The sequence below is a fragment of the Butyrivibrio sp. MC2021 genome (assembly GCF_000621605.1).
Lineage (GTDB): Bacteria > Bacillota > Clostridia > Lachnospirales > Lachnospiraceae > Butyrivibrio.
This window is the reverse complement of the sequence record NZ_JHXX01000007.1, coordinates 170,794-187,925: the sequence shown is the minus strand read 5'-3', so window position 1 is coordinate 187,925 and position 17,132 is coordinate 170,794. Positions and strand designations below refer to the sequence as shown.

Sequence of the window (17,132 nt, the reverse complement as noted above, 5' to 3'; positions counted from 1 at the left end):
AAGAAGGTATCACGCAAGTACCGGCAAATCTGTTTCTTGGAGCAGAGAGCATAGAGAGCGTAACGATACCAGAAACGGTGACCACAATTGAGGAGTACGCATTTCAGGAATGTACAGGCCTTAAGAGCGTGAGGTTTTCTGAAGGGCTTGAAACTATAGAAAAGGCTGCGTTTTACGGTTGCAGCGCTCTTACAGATGTTGAGATACCTGATAGTGTAAAGAGCATTGATGATAATGCGTTTTACGACTGTACCAAGCTTGAGACAGTAAAGCTTTCAAAGAACCTTGAAGCACTTGGCGGAAGTGCATTTGGAAACACGGCAATAAAATCTGTCTTTATCCCTAAAACCCTGACCAAGGTATACTCCTATGGGAGCTGCTTTAATGGCTGCAGCAATCTTAAGACTGTAGAGCTTGAAGAAGGGATCAAAGTCATTCCGGAGTATCTGTTCTGGGGTGCAGAGAGCATTGACGACATTATACTTCCGAATTCTGTGGAGAGTATCGGCGATTTTGCTTTTGGAAGTTGTAGTGGTTTAACCAAAATTCAGATTCCAGACAGTGTTACATCAATAGGCGAAAGAGCTTTTATGAATGACAGTAATGTTGTCTTCTACTGCTCTTCGTATTCCTATGCAGCTATTTACGCGATCAATCACGACATTGCGTTAGTAGAATACGGCGAGAAGGTGCCTTCCAGAAGAGTTCTAAAATCTGGTGGTACATATTACTACCTTCAGACAAAGGATTCCTTTAGGGGAACAGTAGCATTTGAGATTGCAGATGATCATAAGGAAATCACTGACAGAATACTAAAGGTGGCAATTCCGGTAAACAGCACGCTTGATGAATCAACAATCATGCTGGATGGTAATCTTTGCCAGAATTTTATCTACGAGAACCAGATTCTTGAGATACCGGTAAGTGAAGATAAGGCTATTCTCACTTTTGATATGGTGCGTCAGACTTTGGAAAGGACTTACAGCTACGCACTCTTGTCGTTTAAAGAGAATGGGAAAGATGGTTACGAGGTAATAGACGTAATTGGTGATGAATATGTCGGCATTTCTATCAATGCCGATCAGACAGTATCCAGGGAAACTTTTAATGTTGAGGGTACTGCGCCAGTAGAGTCTACCGTAAAGATATATATCAACGATGCAGAGGCCGGAACGTGCAAAGCCTCAAAGGCAGGGAACTATTCCTGTGATGTGACTATTGCTTCGCCACAGGATGAGTCTGTGTACACAGTCAAAGCAGAGAGCACGGTTGATGGCGAAACCTACAGCGATTCTACAGAAGTAATATACTCAGCATCGACGCCTGAGATCACAGAATTCCAGCTTTACTATAACAGTGATACCGGGTATGACCTGCTCAATGAATCGAAGGTTCCTACTATTACGTTCAAACCCAGTATTCCATGTACGTTTGTTGTTGATATTACTAAAAAAGAAGAGCTAGATCATGTATATGTAACAAGTCTTAGAAACAATGAAAAACGTGTCATGGAAGCTGTCTATGACAAGAGTTCGGACCGTTACGTTGCAAGTGGCTATTTTGATGATTCAGATCATTCGTATGTTCCGGGAACACTTCGCGTTGAATTCCAGAAAAAGCACGAAAAGCCACTTGTACAGGATGTCATTTCTTCTGCTGATCGGGCAAAGATGGCCAGGATTAAAGCAGCCTTCTCGGATACAACTGTCAGGACAATCAAGCAGAGTGCATATGAGGAGGAGTATGTGCTTGATGTCGGGGAATCTTTGGTAAAAAAGAATCAAAAGCTCATAAAAGTTGGCATAAATTGTGCTGTAAGCACGTTTAGTGAGGATTTAGGTAAGAGCGTTGACGAATTCCTTGGAATGAGCCAAAACGCTTTCATGCTCGCAAGTCGTGTGGTTGAAGGAGCGAATAACAAAAAGTATTATGCTGCTTTGGACACAAGTGATCCCACCGCTTACACCTTGCTCGTTAAGGATGCGACGTCAACTGCTAACAGTATTGTCAAGATGAGGCTCGCGCTGGAGACTAAAGATGACTGGACCTGGGCTGATGATATCGCGCCGACTATTGGAGCTATTACAAAGGCAGCAGGACTGATCGATGATTATGCTCAAACTGAGAAAGGGTTTAACGATCGAAGAAGAGAAATCCTGCAGTCAACAACCATTAAGGATAAAGAATGGGCGCTGAGAATGAACGAGAAGCTCAGGAGTGATCAGCATGCATGGAATATGGCAATGTTTGCATGGTCTTTGGTTCCGGGACTTATGGGATTGTCCGGACCGCTTGCTATCGGATTTACTGCGCTGACAGTTCTGATGAACATGGGTATGGAGCAAATATGGGAACAAAGGATTGCAGAGTTCATGGGCAGAGGCCGTCGTATCAAGTGGGCGATCGACCCCAGTGGCTATATCTACTCTCAGGTATATGACAACAGACTGGAGAATGTTAAAGTTACCGTTCTTTATAAAGAAAAACCGGAGGATCCGGACGGAAGCTTCTGGGACGCTTCGGAGTATGACCAATTTAACCCGCTATATTCCGACTCGGATGGTAAGTATGCCTGGGATGTTCCGGAAGGCTACTGGCAGGTAATGGCCGAGCTTGAGGGCTATGAAACCGCCTACACGGACTGGATGGAAGTTCCTCCGCCAAGAACCGATGTGGCTATCAGAATGGTTTCTAAGGCAGCGCCTGAACTTCTTGGGGCAAAAGCAGGGGAGAACTGCGTTACTGCGTTCTTTGACCAGTATATCGACCCTGAGACAATTGGTAACATTATCCTCAAAGACGAAAGCGGTCAGAATGTTGGCTACACAGTAAATTATGAAGGCGCTTTAGGAGACGGAGATAAGCTTTTTGCAAAAGAGTTTAAGCTTTTCACTGAAAACTATTCCGCTGGCAGCAAGTTAACCATCACAGTGCCTTCAACTGTTATATCAGCAGACAACGCGGCAGTGACAGAGAAGACTTTAGCAGTAGAAGAAGCTTCTGTGGTTACTGTGGACGCTAATGTCAGCGTAAAAATGGGCGAAACGGTAACAGCAGGTTTTGAAGTTACCAATTACAAAGGACAGGAGTATTCTGCAAAGTCCAACACAACATTTGTTGCAACTGTAGAATCAGTAGAAATCAAGGATGGAAAAGGACAGATTACTATTCAGGGAAATCTGCCCGGTGAGACTACAGTTGACCTTTATGATGCTAACAATATTCTGTGCGGATCAGTGACTGTACAGGTACTAAAGCCCGAAACGGAGACTCCTGATGATCCTGAAAACCCTGACGACCCTGAAGATGACAGGGGCGATATAGTTGACGGCGATCTTCCTGACGGCGAGCCGGTTCCTGAAGGCCTATGGGCAGTAGTAGTCGCAAATCCAGAGGCAATTGACGGAACCTACAGCTACACAGGAAAGCAGATCAAACCGCAGATAAGAGTCTATGATGGAAAAAGGCTCCTTAAGTCCGGCAAGGACTACACCTTAAGCTATGCGAACAACACCAAAGCATATACTCTTTCTAAGGATGACCCCGGTTTCTACAACAGCAAGGGCAAGACATTATCACCCGCAGTAATTGTGACCGGTAAAGGAAATTATTCCGGAAAAGAGACTGTTTACTTTAAGATAATTCCGATAGATATCAGCGAAGTAAATCCAGATATTTACTGCGACAGCTTAACTGTTGCAGTAAGCAAAAAGGCACAGAAGCCTGTTTCACCGCTTAACTTCGAAGGAAAGGTGCTTAAAAACAAGACGGATTACAACGTTGTATATTACGCCGCTACAGACTATATCAGCATGGACGAACCGGGAAAAGAGCTTTCATCTGTATCTGATTCCGGCGAATATATCATCAGATATACCGGAAAGGGTAATTATGCAGGCGTTAGAGATGTAAATCTTACTGTGGCAGATCCGCAGACAACAACACTTGTATCTAAGCTGACCTTCTCTAAGATAGCAGGTCAGGAGTACGATGAAGGAAAAGAGATAAAGCCTTCCGTAACTGTTAAGGATAAGAGTAAAGTGCTTGTCGCTAACACCGAGAACCCGACTGATTATGATTATTCCATTACCTATGAGAACAACAAAGCAGTTGGAACAGCCTACGCTGTAATAAAAGGTAATCCGGAAAAAGGATATCGCGGAACAAAGAGGATTGCGTTCAAGATAGTAGGTTTTTCACTTAAGAATGCGCAGGTAACAGGACTTCCGGCCTTGTCTGAGTATACGGGAAGTGCTTTTGAAAAGGATATTAAAGAAAAGATCTTGTCAGGGGCAGTGAGCCTGAAGGTTAAGAATACAGGAAAAGTCCTTGCAATCTATAACGAAGAAACAGGAACCGGAGATTATAAAGTATCCTGCGACAGCCTCCACGCCGGCAAAGCAACTGTTACATTTACAGGAATTAACGGATGTACAGGAACTGTCACCAAGACCTTTAAGATTACTCCCTACAGCCTTAATGGTGACCGAATCTCTGTTACAGCAGAAGCAACCGCTTGTTATGAAAAGACCGGCGCAAAGGCAGCAGTTACAGTAAAATTCGAAGATAAGGAGCTTGAGCCCGGCAAAGACTATACTGTTTCCTACAAAAATAACACTAAGGCAGGAAACATCGCCACCATTTTGCTCAAAGGAAAAGGTGACTTTAAGGATACTTTCAGCAAGAGAACACTGATCTTTGCTGTTGAAAAGCAGGAGCTGACTAAGCTGGACGTAGAAGCAGCCGATGTTGTTTACCAGAATAAGCCCGGTAAGTTCACAACAAAAGTCACAATTACTGATACTGATGGCAAGGTTCTTAAAGCAGGTACGGATTATGAGAAGGCTATAGAGTATAGATATTCAGATAACGACCAGCCTGTGGACAAAAATGCCACAATCAATGCAGGTACTGTCCTTAAGGTGATAGTAACAGGAAAGGGCAATTATACCGGATCTGCAACTGCAACCTATCGCATTACAAACAAGAGTATAGCTTCAGCTAAGATCATAATTCCTGCGCAGAAATACACCGGAAAGAAGATAACACTTAAAGAGAGCGACATTACAGTAAAAATCGGAGGTAAGCCTGTTCAGGCAATAGATTCTGATTCCGGTACAGTCAATTGGCAGATTGTTGAGACCAGCTATAAGAACAATATCAACAAAGGAAAAGCTTCAGTGACCATTCAGGGTCTTGGAAATTATGGAGGGACAAAGACCCAGACCTTCATTATCCGTGAAAAGGGATTCCTTTGGTGGAGATGAACTTTTTGCAATATGGCATAACGATATAGTGTAAAATTTTTGTGGTTTGGTAGCTTAAAGTTTATTTTTCCAAGCCTGTCACTGCAAGCGAATTTGGATATCTTATAGAAAAAAATATGAATGTGTGAGTGTATGGATAATAAGGAAAACGAGAAAGAAACAAAAAAGAGTAATATCTGGCAAAGGCTCCCGGATATGGACCTTGCCGGCAGGACCAGAGTCTTCTTCAGGTGGGTGTTCCTGGGAGTTATAACCGGCGTTATAGTTGGAGCTATTGGAGCGCTATTCTTTCATTCAATTGCTTTTGCTACAAGTTTTAGAACAACCCATGATCTTATAATACTGGGACTTCCCGTGGCGGGCCTTTTTATCGTGTTCCTGTACAGGCTCTGCAAGGACTATGAGGATAAGGGCACGAACCTGGTTATCAAGTCCATCCAGGAGGGAGAACATCTTCCCATAACAAAGGCTCCTCTTATTTTCATATCAACCACTATCACTCATCTCTTCGGTGGTTCCACAGGACGTGAGAGCGCTGCTCTTCAGATGGGAGGCAGCATCGGTTACAACCTGGGCAAGCTCTTCAGACTGAAGGAGGGCAATGTCAAGATTATCACCATGTGCGGCATGAGCGCTGCCTTCGCAGCTCTTTTCGGAATACCCATGACAGCCGCTTTTATGGCCATGGAGATTGAGAATGTGGGTGTTATGTATTACTCAGCATTGGTACCATGCGTTATTTCAGCTTTGGTGGCCTCGGGACTGGCCAGGTACCTGGGCTGCGTGGGAGAGGTCTTCGCTGTTAATGTAGTGCCGGAGTTCACACCCTATCAGGCTATATTCACAGCTCTTTTGGCTATACTCTGTGCCGCAGTCAGCGTGGCCTTCTGTGCTGTCCTTAAGTTTTCCGGAAGAACCTACAAGAAGCTCCTTCCCAATCCCTATATCAGGATATTTGTCGGCGGCTGCATCGTGGTGGCTCTGACCTTTATCTCCCAGACCCGTTATTACAACGGTGCGGGAATGAATGTGATAGAAATGGCTATAGAAGGAAAGGCGCCCTACTGGGCTTTCCTCTTTAAGATGATATTTACTGCCCTGACCCTGGGAGCAGGCTACAAAGGCGGTGAGATTGTTCCGGCCCTCTATATAGGAGCAACCTTCGGATGTCTTTACTCGCAGCTTCTGGGCTTTGATCCCGCACTCTGTGCAGCCATAGGAATGGGAGCTCTTTTCTGTGGCGTTACCAACTGCCCCATTTCATCGCTCTTTATCTGCTTTGAGCTCTTTGGATTCAAGGGAATGCCCTATTATCTGCTGGCCATAGCCCTGAGCTACACCTTCTCCGGCTACTACAGTCTCTACAGCAGCCAGAAGATCGTGTACTCCAAGTTCCATAACAAATACGTCAACCGCGAAACAAAATAAAAGAGCAACAAAAAATGCCCCCAATGGGGCATTTTTTGTTTTAGTAAACTGCTCTGAATTCATCAAACTGCGGATCATCAATGAGATCCATGATAAGGTTCAGAGGCGTAAGTCCAATAGCTTCATGATGAATTTGCTGCCTGATGACCATCTTTTCGTAGTTGGAAAGCTTGCTGTATTCAGGATGCATCTTGGCATACCTGTCATTAAGCTGGTCAAACAGATTGTACTCCGGATCGCCCCACGCAAATACTTCGGCTGTCCTCAAATTTGGTTTGAACGGAGAATATTGCAGCTGACTGTTTCCCATTACAGTTGCTCCTTTCTCTTGAAACACATTTTGAATCGTTACCCGAAGGTCATAAAACCCCTCATACAAAATGATATCACATAATTTAACAAAATTTAATAAATAGAACAAAAATTTTATAATTCTTTTCCGGGGCCATAATTGAATGTACGGGCCGGAAAAAGTACTATAACATTACCAAGAGTAGGATGTTAACCACCGTATGATAGCGGCTATCATAGAGGAGGTGATGTTATATGGGAATGTCAGTGGGAGGTATCGGTAATGCCTATGGCATGAGCTTTATTCAGCCGATGAACTATCCCCTAAAGAACGAATCAAAGGTATCTGATGACTTCCTTGAGGTTGGAATGCAGAATGCGGTAATGAACGTTCCGCCTGTGAGATATCCCAATGCTCAGGAGATAGTTAAGACAGATGATGAGGAGAGCAATCCTCTTAAACTTTCCATGGAAACGGTAAAAAAGAGCCAGGAAGCAAACCGCATGTACAATGATGTGGCTTCAAAGTTCCAGGGCATGACCGTAGGTTATTCCCAGAACCAGTCGGCAGTTTCCTATGGAATGGTTGGTAATTCAGTGGATTTCTTCGGCTGAATGATTTTGGTAATACCCCCGATCGGGGCAATAAGGGTCCTGAAAAAAAGGGACGGGTGTCATATACGGCATCCGTCCTTTAATGATCATATTCTTATTAGATTGTTTTATTTGCCCAGTAGATGTGCGGCATGGATCTCTGCGTTCACATCAGCCAGAAACTGATAGTTGGTGGGATCCGTAATGAATTTCATAAAGTCTTTGGCTTCCTTTCTGGTAAGCTTCTGTATGTGCACCAGGTAGTGCATTATCTCTTCCTGGGTCTTTCCTTCGGTCATGAATCTGTCCACAATATCAAAGAGGATCATGAAATTGCGCATTTTTATCCTTGTATTCATATTATGAAGTTCAACGAAGATTGTCACCAGGATTGCAATACCGATAGCAGTCAGGATGCTGACTGTGATTCCATAGAAATAATTGCCCTTGCCGAAGTTGTAAATGGCGGCAAACACAGAAGATATAGAAAAAATTAAGATCGATGTTATAACAATGCCAAGTCTTGCCTTGTTTCTGGAGCAGTCACTCAGAGTCATAAATTTCACAGAAAGCCCGAATACTATGTAGAAAACTACTGAAAAGGCCATCCCCAGGATTGATAATTGAAGCATATGTCTTCCCCCATAAGCTATTAAACCTGTTCCTATATAAAATTGTACTAGACATAATGTACAAATGCAAATAAATAAAAAATATGGTAAATGCTTGACTTTTTTTCTTTAGTACTTTAACGTAGTAAGTAAATAGTGAAATTGTATACAAATATACATTTTCGCTTTTACATTACTTCAGGAGGGAAAGTATTATGAAAAAGATGAACAAGTTTATCAGTGTTTTATCTGCAGCTGTTCTTGCAGCTTCCATGCTTGCAGGCTGCGGCGAGACAGCAGCCGATTCTGCTTCGGGACAGAGCGGTGCTTCAGGAGATAAGGTATTCAAGATCGGTGCCATCGGACCTCTTACAGGCGGTGCTGCTGCATACGGTATCGCAGTATGTAACGCAGCTGAGCTGGCTGTTGAGGAGATCAACGAGAAGGGCGGCATCAACGGATACAAGGTTGAGTATAGAAAAGAAGATGACGAGCTTAACTCAGAGAAGTCAGTTAACGCTTACAACACCCTTAAGGACTGGGGAATGCAGCTTCTTGTAGGTTCAACAACATCTGCCTGCTCCATCGCAGTTTCCGAGTATACCAAGCAGGACAACATGTTCCAGATCACACCTTCAGGATCAGCTGAGGACTGCGTATTATATGACAACGTATTCCGTGTATGCTTCTCAGATCCTAACCAGGGTATCGCTTCCGCTCAGTATATCAGCGATCAGGGCCTGGCTACCAAGGTTGGTATCATTTACGACAGCTCAGACGTTTACTCCAACGGTATTTATCAGAAGTTCGTTCAGGAATCCGCAGGCAAGAGCTTTGAAGTAGTTTCTGCCGAGGCTTTCACATCTGACAACAACACAGATTTCTCCGTACAGCTCCAGAAGGCTAAGGACGCAGGCGCTGACCTGGTATTCCTTCCTATTTACTACAAGGAAGCAGCTCTTATCCTTACACAGGCCAACACCATGGGCTATGCTCCTACATTCTTTGGTGTAGACGGTATGGACGGAATCCTTACAGTAGATAACTTCGACACATCTCTTGCAGAGGGACTTATGCTTCTTACTCCTTTCGCAGCTGATGCCACAGACGATCTCACAGTTAACTTCGTTAAGAAGTATCAGGAAAAGTACGGCGAGATTCCCAACCAGTTTGCAGCAGATGCTTATGATGCAGTATACATCCTTAAGCAGGCTATCGAGGCTAAGGGCGTTACTCCTGACATGAGCGTTTCCGATATCTGCGAGCAGGTTAAGACAGCCATGACAGAGATCGAGGCTTCAGGTCTTACATCAGCCAAGATGACATGGGCAGCCAACGGTGAGCCTAACAAGGAGCCCAAGGCTGTAGTTATCCAGAACGGCGCTTACGTATCAAGATAATCTACTATTTAATAGTTTAACCGACAAAAAATATGTTTTTAGTGGCGAGGGATGCTGTCAAAGGTATCCCTCGTATTCGATAGAATATAGTATAATTATTCTATCTTTAGTTTATCTTTAATTTTTCAGATCCCGGAGGAGAGTATGAGTTTCTTAACCTATTTCATCAACGGACTAAGTCTAGGCAGTATCTATGCCATTATCGCCCTTGGCTACACCATGGTTTACGGCATTGCCAAAATGCTGAATTTCGCCCACGGCGACTTCATTATGGTGGGCTGCTATATCATATTTTCCGTGAGCAGGGCTCTTTCCGGTAATTCCATAGTGGCGATCATCATTTCCATAGTGCTTTGTACCATATTGGGAATCACAACAGAATTTGTGGCCTACAGGCCCCTTCGAGGCGCGGCATCTCCCCTGGCGGTTCTTATCACAGCCATCGGTGTCAGCTATCTCCTGGAAAATATAGCACTGCTTATCTTCGGTGCTGATGTGAAGTCCTTTACTTCCGTTATCAAGTGGGAAGGTCTTACCTTTGCAGACGGACAGCTCAGGATCCAGGGCGTTACCATTGTTACTATCGTTGTGAGCATCGTTATCCTTATCACACTTCAGCTTTTTATCAACAAGACCAAACAGGGTCAGGCCATGCTGGCTGTGGCTGAGGACAGAGGCGCAGCCACACTTATGGGAATCAACGTAAATAAGACCATCATGCTGACCTTCGCCATCGGTTCCGCACTGGCAGCTGTGGCAGGAGCGCTCCTTTGCTCAGCTTATCCTTCACTTTCACCCTATACCGGAGCAATGCCCGGAATCAAAGCCTTCGTGGCAGCGGTTCTCGGAGGAATCGGTTCCATTCCGGGAGCCATGATCGGCGGCCTTGTTCTTGGAATAGTTGAGATCCTCAGTAAGACCTACATTTCATCACAGCTTTCCGATGCCATCGTATTCGGAATCCTTGTTCTTGTACTTCTTATTAAGCCCACCGGTATTTTGGGCAAGCAAGTCCAGGTTAAGGTTTGATAAGGAGGGGAAAAGAGATGTTGAACAAGAAAAGTAAAGACAATCTTATAACATATGCGATAGTTATAGCGGCCTATGCCCTGTTCCAGATACTTGCCCTCACCGGCAATCTCTCCAGTCACATGAAGGGTCTTCTGGTGCCCATGACCTATTACGCAGTCATCGCCGTTGCCCTTAACCTCTGCGTCGGCATACTGGGAGAGCTCAGTATCGGACACTGCGGCTTCATGTGTATCGGAGCCTTCACCAGCGCCTTCTTTTCCAAGGTCACCGCGGGGGTTCTTCCCACAGCACCCAGATTTTTCCTGGCATTCATTATAGGAATCGGCTTTGCGGCTCTCTTTGGTTTCCTTATAGGTATCCCTGTACTGAGGCTCAAGGGTGACTATCTGGCCATCGTAACTTTGGCCTTCGGTGAGATCATCAAGAATGTTATCAACGCCTTCTATATAGGTGTAGACAAAAGCGGACTTCACTTCTCCATGAAGAATTCCATGGAGCTGGGCATGGAGCCCGACGGTAATATCATCGTCAACGGAGCCATGGGAATCACAGGAACCCCCCATGATGCCAACTTCACTGTCGGAATCGTGGTGCTTCTTATATCCCTCTTCGTGGTTCAGAACCTGGTAAACTCCAGAGACGGCCGCGCCATCATGGCCATCAGAGACAACTACATCGCTGCGGAGTCAACGGGAATCAATGTCACAGGCTACAAGATGATGGCATTTACCATATCAGCTGCTATTGCAGGAGCTGCGGGAGTTCTTTTCTCCCATAACATCACAACCCTTACAGCTTCCTCTCAGTACTTCGGATACAACGCATCCATCATGATCCTGGTATATGTGGTCCTTGGCGGCATCGGAAACATCAGGGGCAGCGTTATCGCAGCCTGCATCCTGTATCTTCTTCCGGAGCTCCTTAGAGGCCTTAACGCATACAGAATGCTTATCTACTCCATCATCCTTATCGTTATGATGATCGTCAACTGGTCACCTAAGGTAATAGAGTGGAGAAAAAAGACCTTCGGCAAGGTAAAGCTTCCGGGTAGAAAGGAGGCAGCATAATGGCACTTCTTGAAGTAAACAAACTGAGCATCTCCTTCGGAGGCCTTAGAGCTGTTGGCGATTTTTGTATAACAATTGATAAGGGTGAACTCTATGGGCTTATCGGACCCAACGGCGCAGGAAAAACAACTGTTTTCAATCTTCTCACCGGCGTGTATAAGCCCGATGAAGGTATCATCCGCCTTGACGGAGAGGATATCACCAGAAAGAACACAATTGATATCAATCATGCGGGAATAGCAAGAACCTTCCAGAACATAAGACTCTTTAAAAATATGTCTGTTATCGATAATGTCAAGGTGGGACTGTCTGAGAGATTCAGGTACAGCGCCCTGGAGGGAATCCTTCACCTGGGTAACTACAGGAAGGTGGAGAAGGAGATGGACGACGAGGCCATGAGACTCCTTAAGGTCTTTGACCTGGATAAGGAGAGAGATACTCTGGCTGCCAATCTTCCCTACGGTAAGCAGCGTAAGCTTGAGATAGCAAGAGCTATGGCAACCAATCCCAAGCTCCTGTTATTGGATGAGCCTGCAGCGGGCATGAACCCCAACGAGACCAAGGAACTTATGGAAACAATAGCACTTGTTCGTAAAGAGTTCGACATGACCATCCTTCTTATCGAGCATGATATGAAGCTGGTTTCCGGAATCTGTGAGAAGCTCACGGTTCTGAATTTCGGAAGAGTGCTCTGCCAGGGGGAGACCAAAGAAGTTTTGAACGATCCGGAAGTTATCAAGGCGTACCTGGGTGATGAATGATATGGGAGCAGATATGGAAACATTACTGGAAATAAAAGATTTAAGTGTATATTACGGCGTGATTCAGGCTCTGAAGGGGATATCCTTTCACGTCAACAAGGGAGAGGTTGTGGCACTTATAGGCGCCAACGGCGCAGGCAAGACCACCACACTTCACACCCTCTCAGGCCTTATTCAGGCTGACAAGGGCAGCATCACTTACAAGGGACAGGAGCTGACCAAGCTCGCAGGCAACAAGATAGTGAGCCTTGGAATGGCCCAGGTGCCGGAGGGAAGGCGAGTTTTCGCTCAGATGACCGTTCTTCAGAACCTCAAGATGGGAGCCTACACCAGAAAGGACAAGGCTGAGCTGGAGGAGACCCTGAAGACAGTCTACAAGAGATTCCCCAGACTTGAGGAGAGAAAGAATCAGCTGGCGGGCACCCTTTCCGGCGGTGAGCAGCAGATGCTGGCCATGGGAAGAGCCCTGATGTCACATCCTGAGATTATTCTCATGGACGAGCCCTCCATGGGACTTTCCCCAATTTTTGTTAACGAGATCTTCAGCATCATTGAGGACGTCAACAAGGACGGCGTGACAGTTCTTCTGGTTGAGCAGAATGCCAAAAAGGCCCTTTCCATCGCCAACAGGGCCTATGTCCTTGAGACCGGCAGCATCGTTAAAGAGGGCGATGCAAAAGAGCTTATGAACGACGAATCTATCAAGAAAGCATATTTGGGTGAATAATATGAAGAAAATAGTGATCACAATTGCAAGACAGTACGGAAGCGGCGGCAGAACCGTAGGAGAGATGCTGGCCAATGAACTTGGAATTCATTACTATGACAAGGAGCTCACCAAGCTTGTGTCCGAGGAGAGCGGCATCAGTGAGGGGCTTTTTTTGGAGACCGATGAGAAGCTCCGCAAAAAGGGCTTTTTGAAAGCTGTTCCAAATATTTACGACGAGACCGTTCTGGGACCCTCAGATTCAGCATACACTTCCCCCGACAACCTCTTTGCCCTTCAGGCCAATACCATCAAGAGGCTCGCCAAGACAGAGCCCTGCGTTATCATCGGAAGAGCAGCTGACTTCGTTCTGAAGGACTATGACAATGTCCTTTCTGTTTTTGTTCATGCGCCCCACGATTTCCTTATGGAGCAGGCCGGCAAGGTCCAGCCCTTCAAGGGAAAAGAGCTGGAGAAGTTCTGCGCCAGAGAGGATAAGTACCGCTCTGACTACTACTATCATCACACAGGACATCTCTGGACCGACGCCATGAACTATGATCTGTGCCTGGACAGCAGTAAGCTTGGCTTTGAGAAGTGCGTGGAAGCCATCAAGGCCCACTGCAAAGTTCGTTTCGGCGAAGATGTTTTCAACTAAAAAATAAAAATGAAAAATTTGTAAAAAAAGTATTGCATAGTTTGTTAGCCTATGCTAATATAACTGTGTTAGCAAAAGCTAACAGTACGAAAGCATCAATGCCAAGGTGCTTTCCCTCGTGACATATAATAGTCATAAGAAATCTCCTACCAACCCGGTGCATCTTGCCAGTGCACCGGGTCTTTTTCTCTGCCACGTTGCGAAGTAAGTTTCGCCTATGGTATAATTTTTTATTGTATAATTATGTAAAAGACAGGAATTTTAGGTATTTATGAATAATTTTTATCATACAATCTTGATAAATCTTCATAGAATCATATATTACGTCGTGAAGGCCAGGATCTGGCTCAGGCACCCGGAGAAGCACACGGAAGAGGAGCGTTATGCCCTTGCCAATGAGATGGTTTATAAGATGAATAAATCTGCAGGCTACAACACTATAGCCTACGGAATAGAGAATCTTCCCAAGGAGGGAGGATATATCCTTTATCCCAACCACCAGGGCAAATATGATGTTCTTGGCATCTCCAGCACTCACGAAAAGCCCCTTTCCTTTATCATGGATGAGAAGAGAGCGCATCTTGTGCTGGTGAATGAATTTTTAAGACTCCTTAACGGCAAGACCATCTATCTCGATGATCCCAGGAGCACCATCAAGGTATTTCAGCAGGTGGCCGAGGAGGTCAAGAGCGGCAGGAAGTATATTCTTTTCCCGGAGGGGGGATACAAGGAGGATAACAGAAATATTGTGGAACCCTTCAAGGCAGGCAGCTTTAAGCTGGCTCAGATGTCCGGATGCCCCATCGTTCCCGTGGCCCTCATCGATTCCTACAAGGTGTACAACAGCCCCCACAGAGGCCCTGTCACCACCTATGTTTACTACATGGAGCCTATCCCCTACGAAGAGTTCAAGGATCTCAAGACCAAGGAGATCGCTGCCATGGTAGAGGAGAGGATCAAGAACAAGATCAGTGAGCATCTCACAGACAAGTCATCACAGCCTTCAGAATGAAGTTGCCGTTTTCCTGAGTGAAGCTGGCAGCTCCGCTGTATTTCTCCGCGATGGACTTGATCTGCTTTGTCCCTATACCGCTTTTGACGGCCCTGGTACTTATGGGAAGACCGTTTTCGTCAAAAGAGGTCCCCTGGGGCGCAGGGTTCTGGGACATGAGTTTCAGTTTTTTACCGTTATAGGTTATTTCAAATTTTATCTGTCTGTTTTCCGCAGGAATTTTCTCCTGGGCTTCAACTGCATTTTCAAGGGCATTGGCCACAAGGCTTGTGAGATCCGTTTCCTCCATGGGGAAGCGCGCAGGGACTATGGCCTTGACCCTCAGCTTAAATCCCATTTTCTGACATCTTGATGCATAAATAGTCAACAGCTCGTTGACGATCTGATTGTCGCAGAAGGACACCACCGTGACCTGCTCCAGCATGGAATCGAATTCCTTCAGGTAGGCAGCGGCCTTGTCATACTCTTTTTCCTGGATGAATCCTGCAAGAACACGGTTGTAGTGTCTGATGTCGTGTTTGTATTTCCTGATGACATTTTCATTATTCTCATAGACCGCCAGCTGCTGCTTGAGCCTCTTGGCTCGCTCGTTCTGGAAATAAGCCAGCTGCTCGTCGGATTCCTTTTTGCCTATCTGATAAGCTGTGTGCTCGTATTCGATGACCCAGGCTGTGATCTGTCCCACGAAGTAGATAACCGGGTACCAATGGGTCATGTTCTGGCCATAGGGCTGAAGATAGCCGTTGAGTCTTGTGTAGAATAAGAGAATGCTTAAGATAAGGCCTGCAAAGGCACTGATTCCGCCGTAGATGCAGCCGCCTATATAGTCCGTGATAAAGGGAAGGATAAGAATAAACAGCCAGAAGGCATCCATTCCGATGGTCCAGTCCACCTCAGTGATGAAGTGGAAAAAGAGAATGATGCACAGGCCGTAGGTGCAGTATATGGCCAGAGTGGTGTGAATCTTGGTCCTTTTCAGAAGGATGAGCTGTATCACAAGAAAGATCGCGATGGTAACGTTGGTGACGGTGCTGTGCCTGTAGGGGGCATTCATTGTGGGAAAGGTGGCAATGACACAGTACAGCAGAAAGCCCACCAGAATAATGGAAAAGGTGCGGCATTTCTGCTCTGCGATGGCTGGATCATTTTCAAATTCTATAAGCTCCTTGATGCTATATCTGAATTTTTTGGTAAAAATAGGAGCTAACATAGATTTTATGCTCATTATGGAATCCCTCCCCCGGGCTAATGATCAGAGCTTTTCAATAAGTGATTTGAATCCGTACTTTTCAAAGGCAGCTCTTGCCTTTTCTTTGTCAAAAGCTATCTTAAAGTCATCAAGACTCTGAGTAAATTCATAGTCCTTTCTTATCATGGCAAGATCCTTGGAAAGAACCGCCATATCCCTGTACTCGCAGAGGGCCTTCATGGGGCTTCTGCTGATACTAAGGCTCTCCTTCCAATAGGCGCCCAGGGCCTTCAGAGCCTTGTCGTTTTCACAGGCATCGATGGCTTCGTAGATGCCCTCCACGGTGCCGTACTCCTTAAGAAGCGGCATGGCGGCGCTGCTGACACCCTTAACTCCCGGGATGTTGTCACTGGTATCACCCTGAATACCCTTCAGGTCAGGGATCTGTTCCGGGCGAACTCCGTACTCCGCAAGGCAAAGGGGAGGAGTTACCTCGAAGGCCTTATCCGGGAGCTTAACCAGCTTGTTGTTCCAGCCGTAGTCCCCGCCGTATTTATTCAGAAGCTCATCAGCGGTTTCCTGTTTGGTCTGAAGAAGCCAGACCCTTGTGTAATCGCTGACCAGCTGCAGATAGTCGTGATCCTTGGTGATGATAAAAGATGGAATCTCTTTTTCATATTTGGAAACGACGGAGCCTACAATATCGTCCGCCTCGAAGTTGTCGTCAAACATGACCTGGAAGCCGATGTCAGAGAGCATCTGCTCCATATTTACAAACTGCTCCTTCAGGGGAGCGGGAGTCTCGCCACGGTTCCCCTTGTAATCCGCGTATTTCTGCCTTCTGAAGGTATCCCTGGTCTTATCGAAGGCGAACATCATATGGGTGGGCTCCTGATCAGCCATGATCTTGAGGATGGTCCTCATCATGCCGTACATGGCATTGGTGTACTGCCCCTCTGCGTTGTGCATGATCTGGGAGTAGAGAGCCTCCTTTTTCTCGGGATCCTTTTCAAATAAGAGTGCCTTGGGAAGATTGCCGTAGTAGTTGGTCACCAGCATTGAACTTCCATCTATCAAAATAAACTTTTCTTTTGCCATATCTGTCTCCGTTCCTGG

14 protein-coding genes are annotated in these 17,132 nt (G+C 45.7%); 10 read left to right on the top strand and 4 right to left on the bottom strand.

The features are described 5' to 3' along the window. The first annotated feature begins 8 nt into the window (after nt 1-8). Both T359_RS21720 and T359_RS0113400 read left to right on the top strand, forming a co-directional pair. The gene (locus T359_RS21720; protein WP_256374487.1) at nt 9-5,267 is read left to right on the top strand and encodes a leucine-rich repeat domain-containing protein; all 5,259 of its coding nucleotides are present in this window, start codon (nt 9-11) and stop codon (nt 5,265-5,267) included. A gap of 132 nt (nt 5,268-5,399) precedes the next feature. Further along, nucleotides 5,400-6,695 (top strand): chloride channel protein, encoded by a 1,296-nt coding sequence (locus tag T359_RS0113400; protein WP_026517921.1) that lies wholly within the window; start codon nt 5,400-5,402, stop codon nt 6,693-6,695. 40 nt (nt 6,696-6,735) lie between these two features. Here T359_RS0113400 and T359_RS0113395 read toward each other — a convergent pair whose 3' ends face one another. Beyond that, complete coding sequence (locus T359_RS0113395) at nt 6,736-7,005, bottom strand: hypothetical protein (RefSeq protein ID WP_026517920.1); 270 nt, start codon at nt 7,003-7,005, stop codon at nt 6,736-6,738. A gap of 236 nt (nt 7,006-7,241) precedes the next feature. On the opposite strand from T359_RS0113395, the gene T359_RS0113390 reads away from it, so the two are divergent. Further along, nucleotides 7,242-7,601, top strand: coding sequence for a hypothetical protein (locus T359_RS0113390; protein WP_026517919.1), 360 nt, complete (start codon nt 7,242-7,244; stop codon nt 7,599-7,601). 107 nt (nt 7,602-7,708) lie between these two features. Here T359_RS0113390 and T359_RS0113385 read toward each other — a convergent pair whose 3' ends face one another. After that, nucleotides 7,709-8,212, bottom strand: coding sequence for a hypothetical protein (locus tag T359_RS0113385; protein WP_026517918.1), 504 nt, complete (start codon nt 8,210-8,212; stop codon nt 7,709-7,711). Nucleotides 8,213-8,406: 194 nt separating this feature from the next. Between T359_RS0113385 and T359_RS0113380 the strand changes: the two genes are divergently transcribed. The 7 genes from T359_RS0113380 to T359_RS0113345 all read left to right on the top strand — a co-directional run bounded on the left by T359_RS0113380 (nt 8,407) and on the right by T359_RS0113345 (nt 14,827). Further along, a complete protein-coding gene (locus T359_RS0113380; RefSeq protein WP_026517917.1) occupies nt 8,407-9,591 on the top strand; it encodes an ABC transporter substrate-binding protein in 1,185 nt (394 codons plus the stop codon). A gap of 144 nt (nt 9,592-9,735) precedes the next feature. Beyond that, on the top strand, nt 9,736-10,620 hold the full coding sequence (locus T359_RS0113375) for a branched-chain amino acid ABC transporter permease (RefSeq protein ID WP_026517916.1): 885 nt from the start codon (nt 9,736-9,738) through the stop codon (nt 10,618-10,620). 17 nt (nt 10,621-10,637) lie between these two features. Further along, entirely contained in the window at nt 10,638-11,690 is a 1,053-nt protein-coding gene (locus tag T359_RS0113370; RefSeq protein WP_155840126.1) for a branched-chain amino acid ABC transporter permease, read from the top strand. After that, a complete protein-coding gene (locus tag T359_RS0113365) occupies nt 11,690-12,451 on the top strand; it encodes an ABC transporter ATP-binding protein (protein ID WP_026517914.1) in 762 nt (253 codons plus the stop codon). Before T359_RS0113370 ends, T359_RS0113365 begins: the two co-directional genes overlap by 1 nt. A 13-nt stretch (nt 12,452-12,464) precedes the next feature. Next, a complete protein-coding gene (locus T359_RS0113360; RefSeq protein WP_026517913.1) occupies nt 12,465-13,178 on the top strand; it encodes an ABC transporter ATP-binding protein in 714 nt (237 codons plus the stop codon). Nucleotide 13,179: 1 nt separating this feature from the next. Beyond that, entirely contained in the window at nt 13,180-13,815 is a 636-nt protein-coding gene (locus tag T359_RS0113355; protein WP_026517912.1) for a cytidylate kinase-like family protein, read from the top strand. Nucleotides 13,816-14,086: 271 nt separating this feature from the next. After that, nucleotides 14,087-14,827: a lysophospholipid acyltransferase family protein gene (locus T359_RS0113345; RefSeq protein WP_026517911.1), complete on the top strand. Its 741-nt coding sequence runs from the start codon at nt 14,087-14,089 to the stop codon at nt 14,825-14,827. Here the strand turns inward: T359_RS0113345 and T359_RS0113340 are convergent. Both T359_RS0113340 and T359_RS20405 read right to left on the bottom strand, forming a co-directional pair. Next, a complete protein-coding gene (locus T359_RS0113340) occupies nt 14,796-16,052 on the bottom strand; it encodes a sensor histidine kinase (RefSeq protein WP_026517910.1) in 1,257 nt (418 codons plus the stop codon). The two genes, T359_RS0113345 and T359_RS0113340, sit on opposite strands and share 32 nt — an antisense overlap. Nucleotides 16,053-16,079: 27 nt before the next feature. Beyond that, the gene (locus tag T359_RS20405; protein ID WP_051545405.1) at nt 16,080-17,114 is read right to left on the bottom strand and encodes a 5'-3' exonuclease; all 1,035 of its coding nucleotides are present in this window, start codon (nt 17,112-17,114) and stop codon (nt 16,080-16,082) included. Nucleotides 17,115-17,132 lie beyond the last annotated feature (18 nt).

What these genes read in the sequence shown, in the direction of transcription:
- T359_RS0113400 (WP_026517921.1), top strand. Translation starts at nt 5,400, where the DNA reads ATGGATAATAAGGAAAACGAGAAAGAAACAAAAAAGAGTAATATCTGG.
- T359_RS0113395 (WP_026517920.1), bottom strand. Translation starts at nt 7,005, where the DNA reads ATGGGAAACAGTCAGCTGCAATATTCTCCGTTCAAACCAAATTTGAGG.
- T359_RS0113390 (WP_026517919.1), top strand. Translation starts at nt 7,242, where the DNA reads ATGGGAATGTCAGTGGGAGGTATCGGTAATGCCTATGGCATGAGCTTT.
- T359_RS0113385 (WP_026517918.1), bottom strand. Translation starts at nt 8,212, where the DNA reads ATGCTTCAATTATCAATCCTGGGGATGGCCTTTTCAGTAGTTTTCTAC.
- T359_RS0113380 (WP_026517917.1), top strand. Translation starts at nt 8,407, where the DNA reads ATGAAAAAGATGAACAAGTTTATCAGTGTTTTATCTGCAGCTGTTCTT.
- T359_RS0113375 (WP_026517916.1), top strand. Translation starts at nt 9,736, where the DNA reads ATGAGTTTCTTAACCTATTTCATCAACGGACTAAGTCTAGGCAGTATC.
- T359_RS0113370 (WP_155840126.1), top strand. Translation starts at nt 10,638, where the DNA reads ATGTTGAACAAGAAAAGTAAAGACAATCTTATAACATATGCGATAGTT.
- T359_RS0113365 (WP_026517914.1), top strand. Translation starts at nt 11,690, where the DNA reads ATGGCACTTCTTGAAGTAAACAAACTGAGCATCTCCTTCGGAGGCCTT.
- T359_RS0113360 (WP_026517913.1), top strand. Translation starts at nt 12,465, where the DNA reads ATGGAAACATTACTGGAAATAAAAGATTTAAGTGTATATTACGGCGTG.
- T359_RS0113355 (WP_026517912.1), top strand. Translation starts at nt 13,180, where the DNA reads ATGAAGAAAATAGTGATCACAATTGCAAGACAGTACGGAAGCGGCGGC.
- T359_RS0113345 (WP_026517911.1), top strand. Translation starts at nt 14,087, where the DNA reads ATGAATAATTTTTATCATACAATCTTGATAAATCTTCATAGAATCATA.
- T359_RS0113340 (WP_026517910.1), bottom strand. Translation starts at nt 16,052, where the DNA reads ATGAGCATAAAATCTATGTTAGCTCCTATTTTTACCAAAAAATTCAGA.
- T359_RS20405 (WP_051545405.1), bottom strand. Translation starts at nt 17,114, where the DNA reads ATGGCAAAAGAAAAGTTTATTTTGATAGATGGAAGTTCAATGCTGGTG.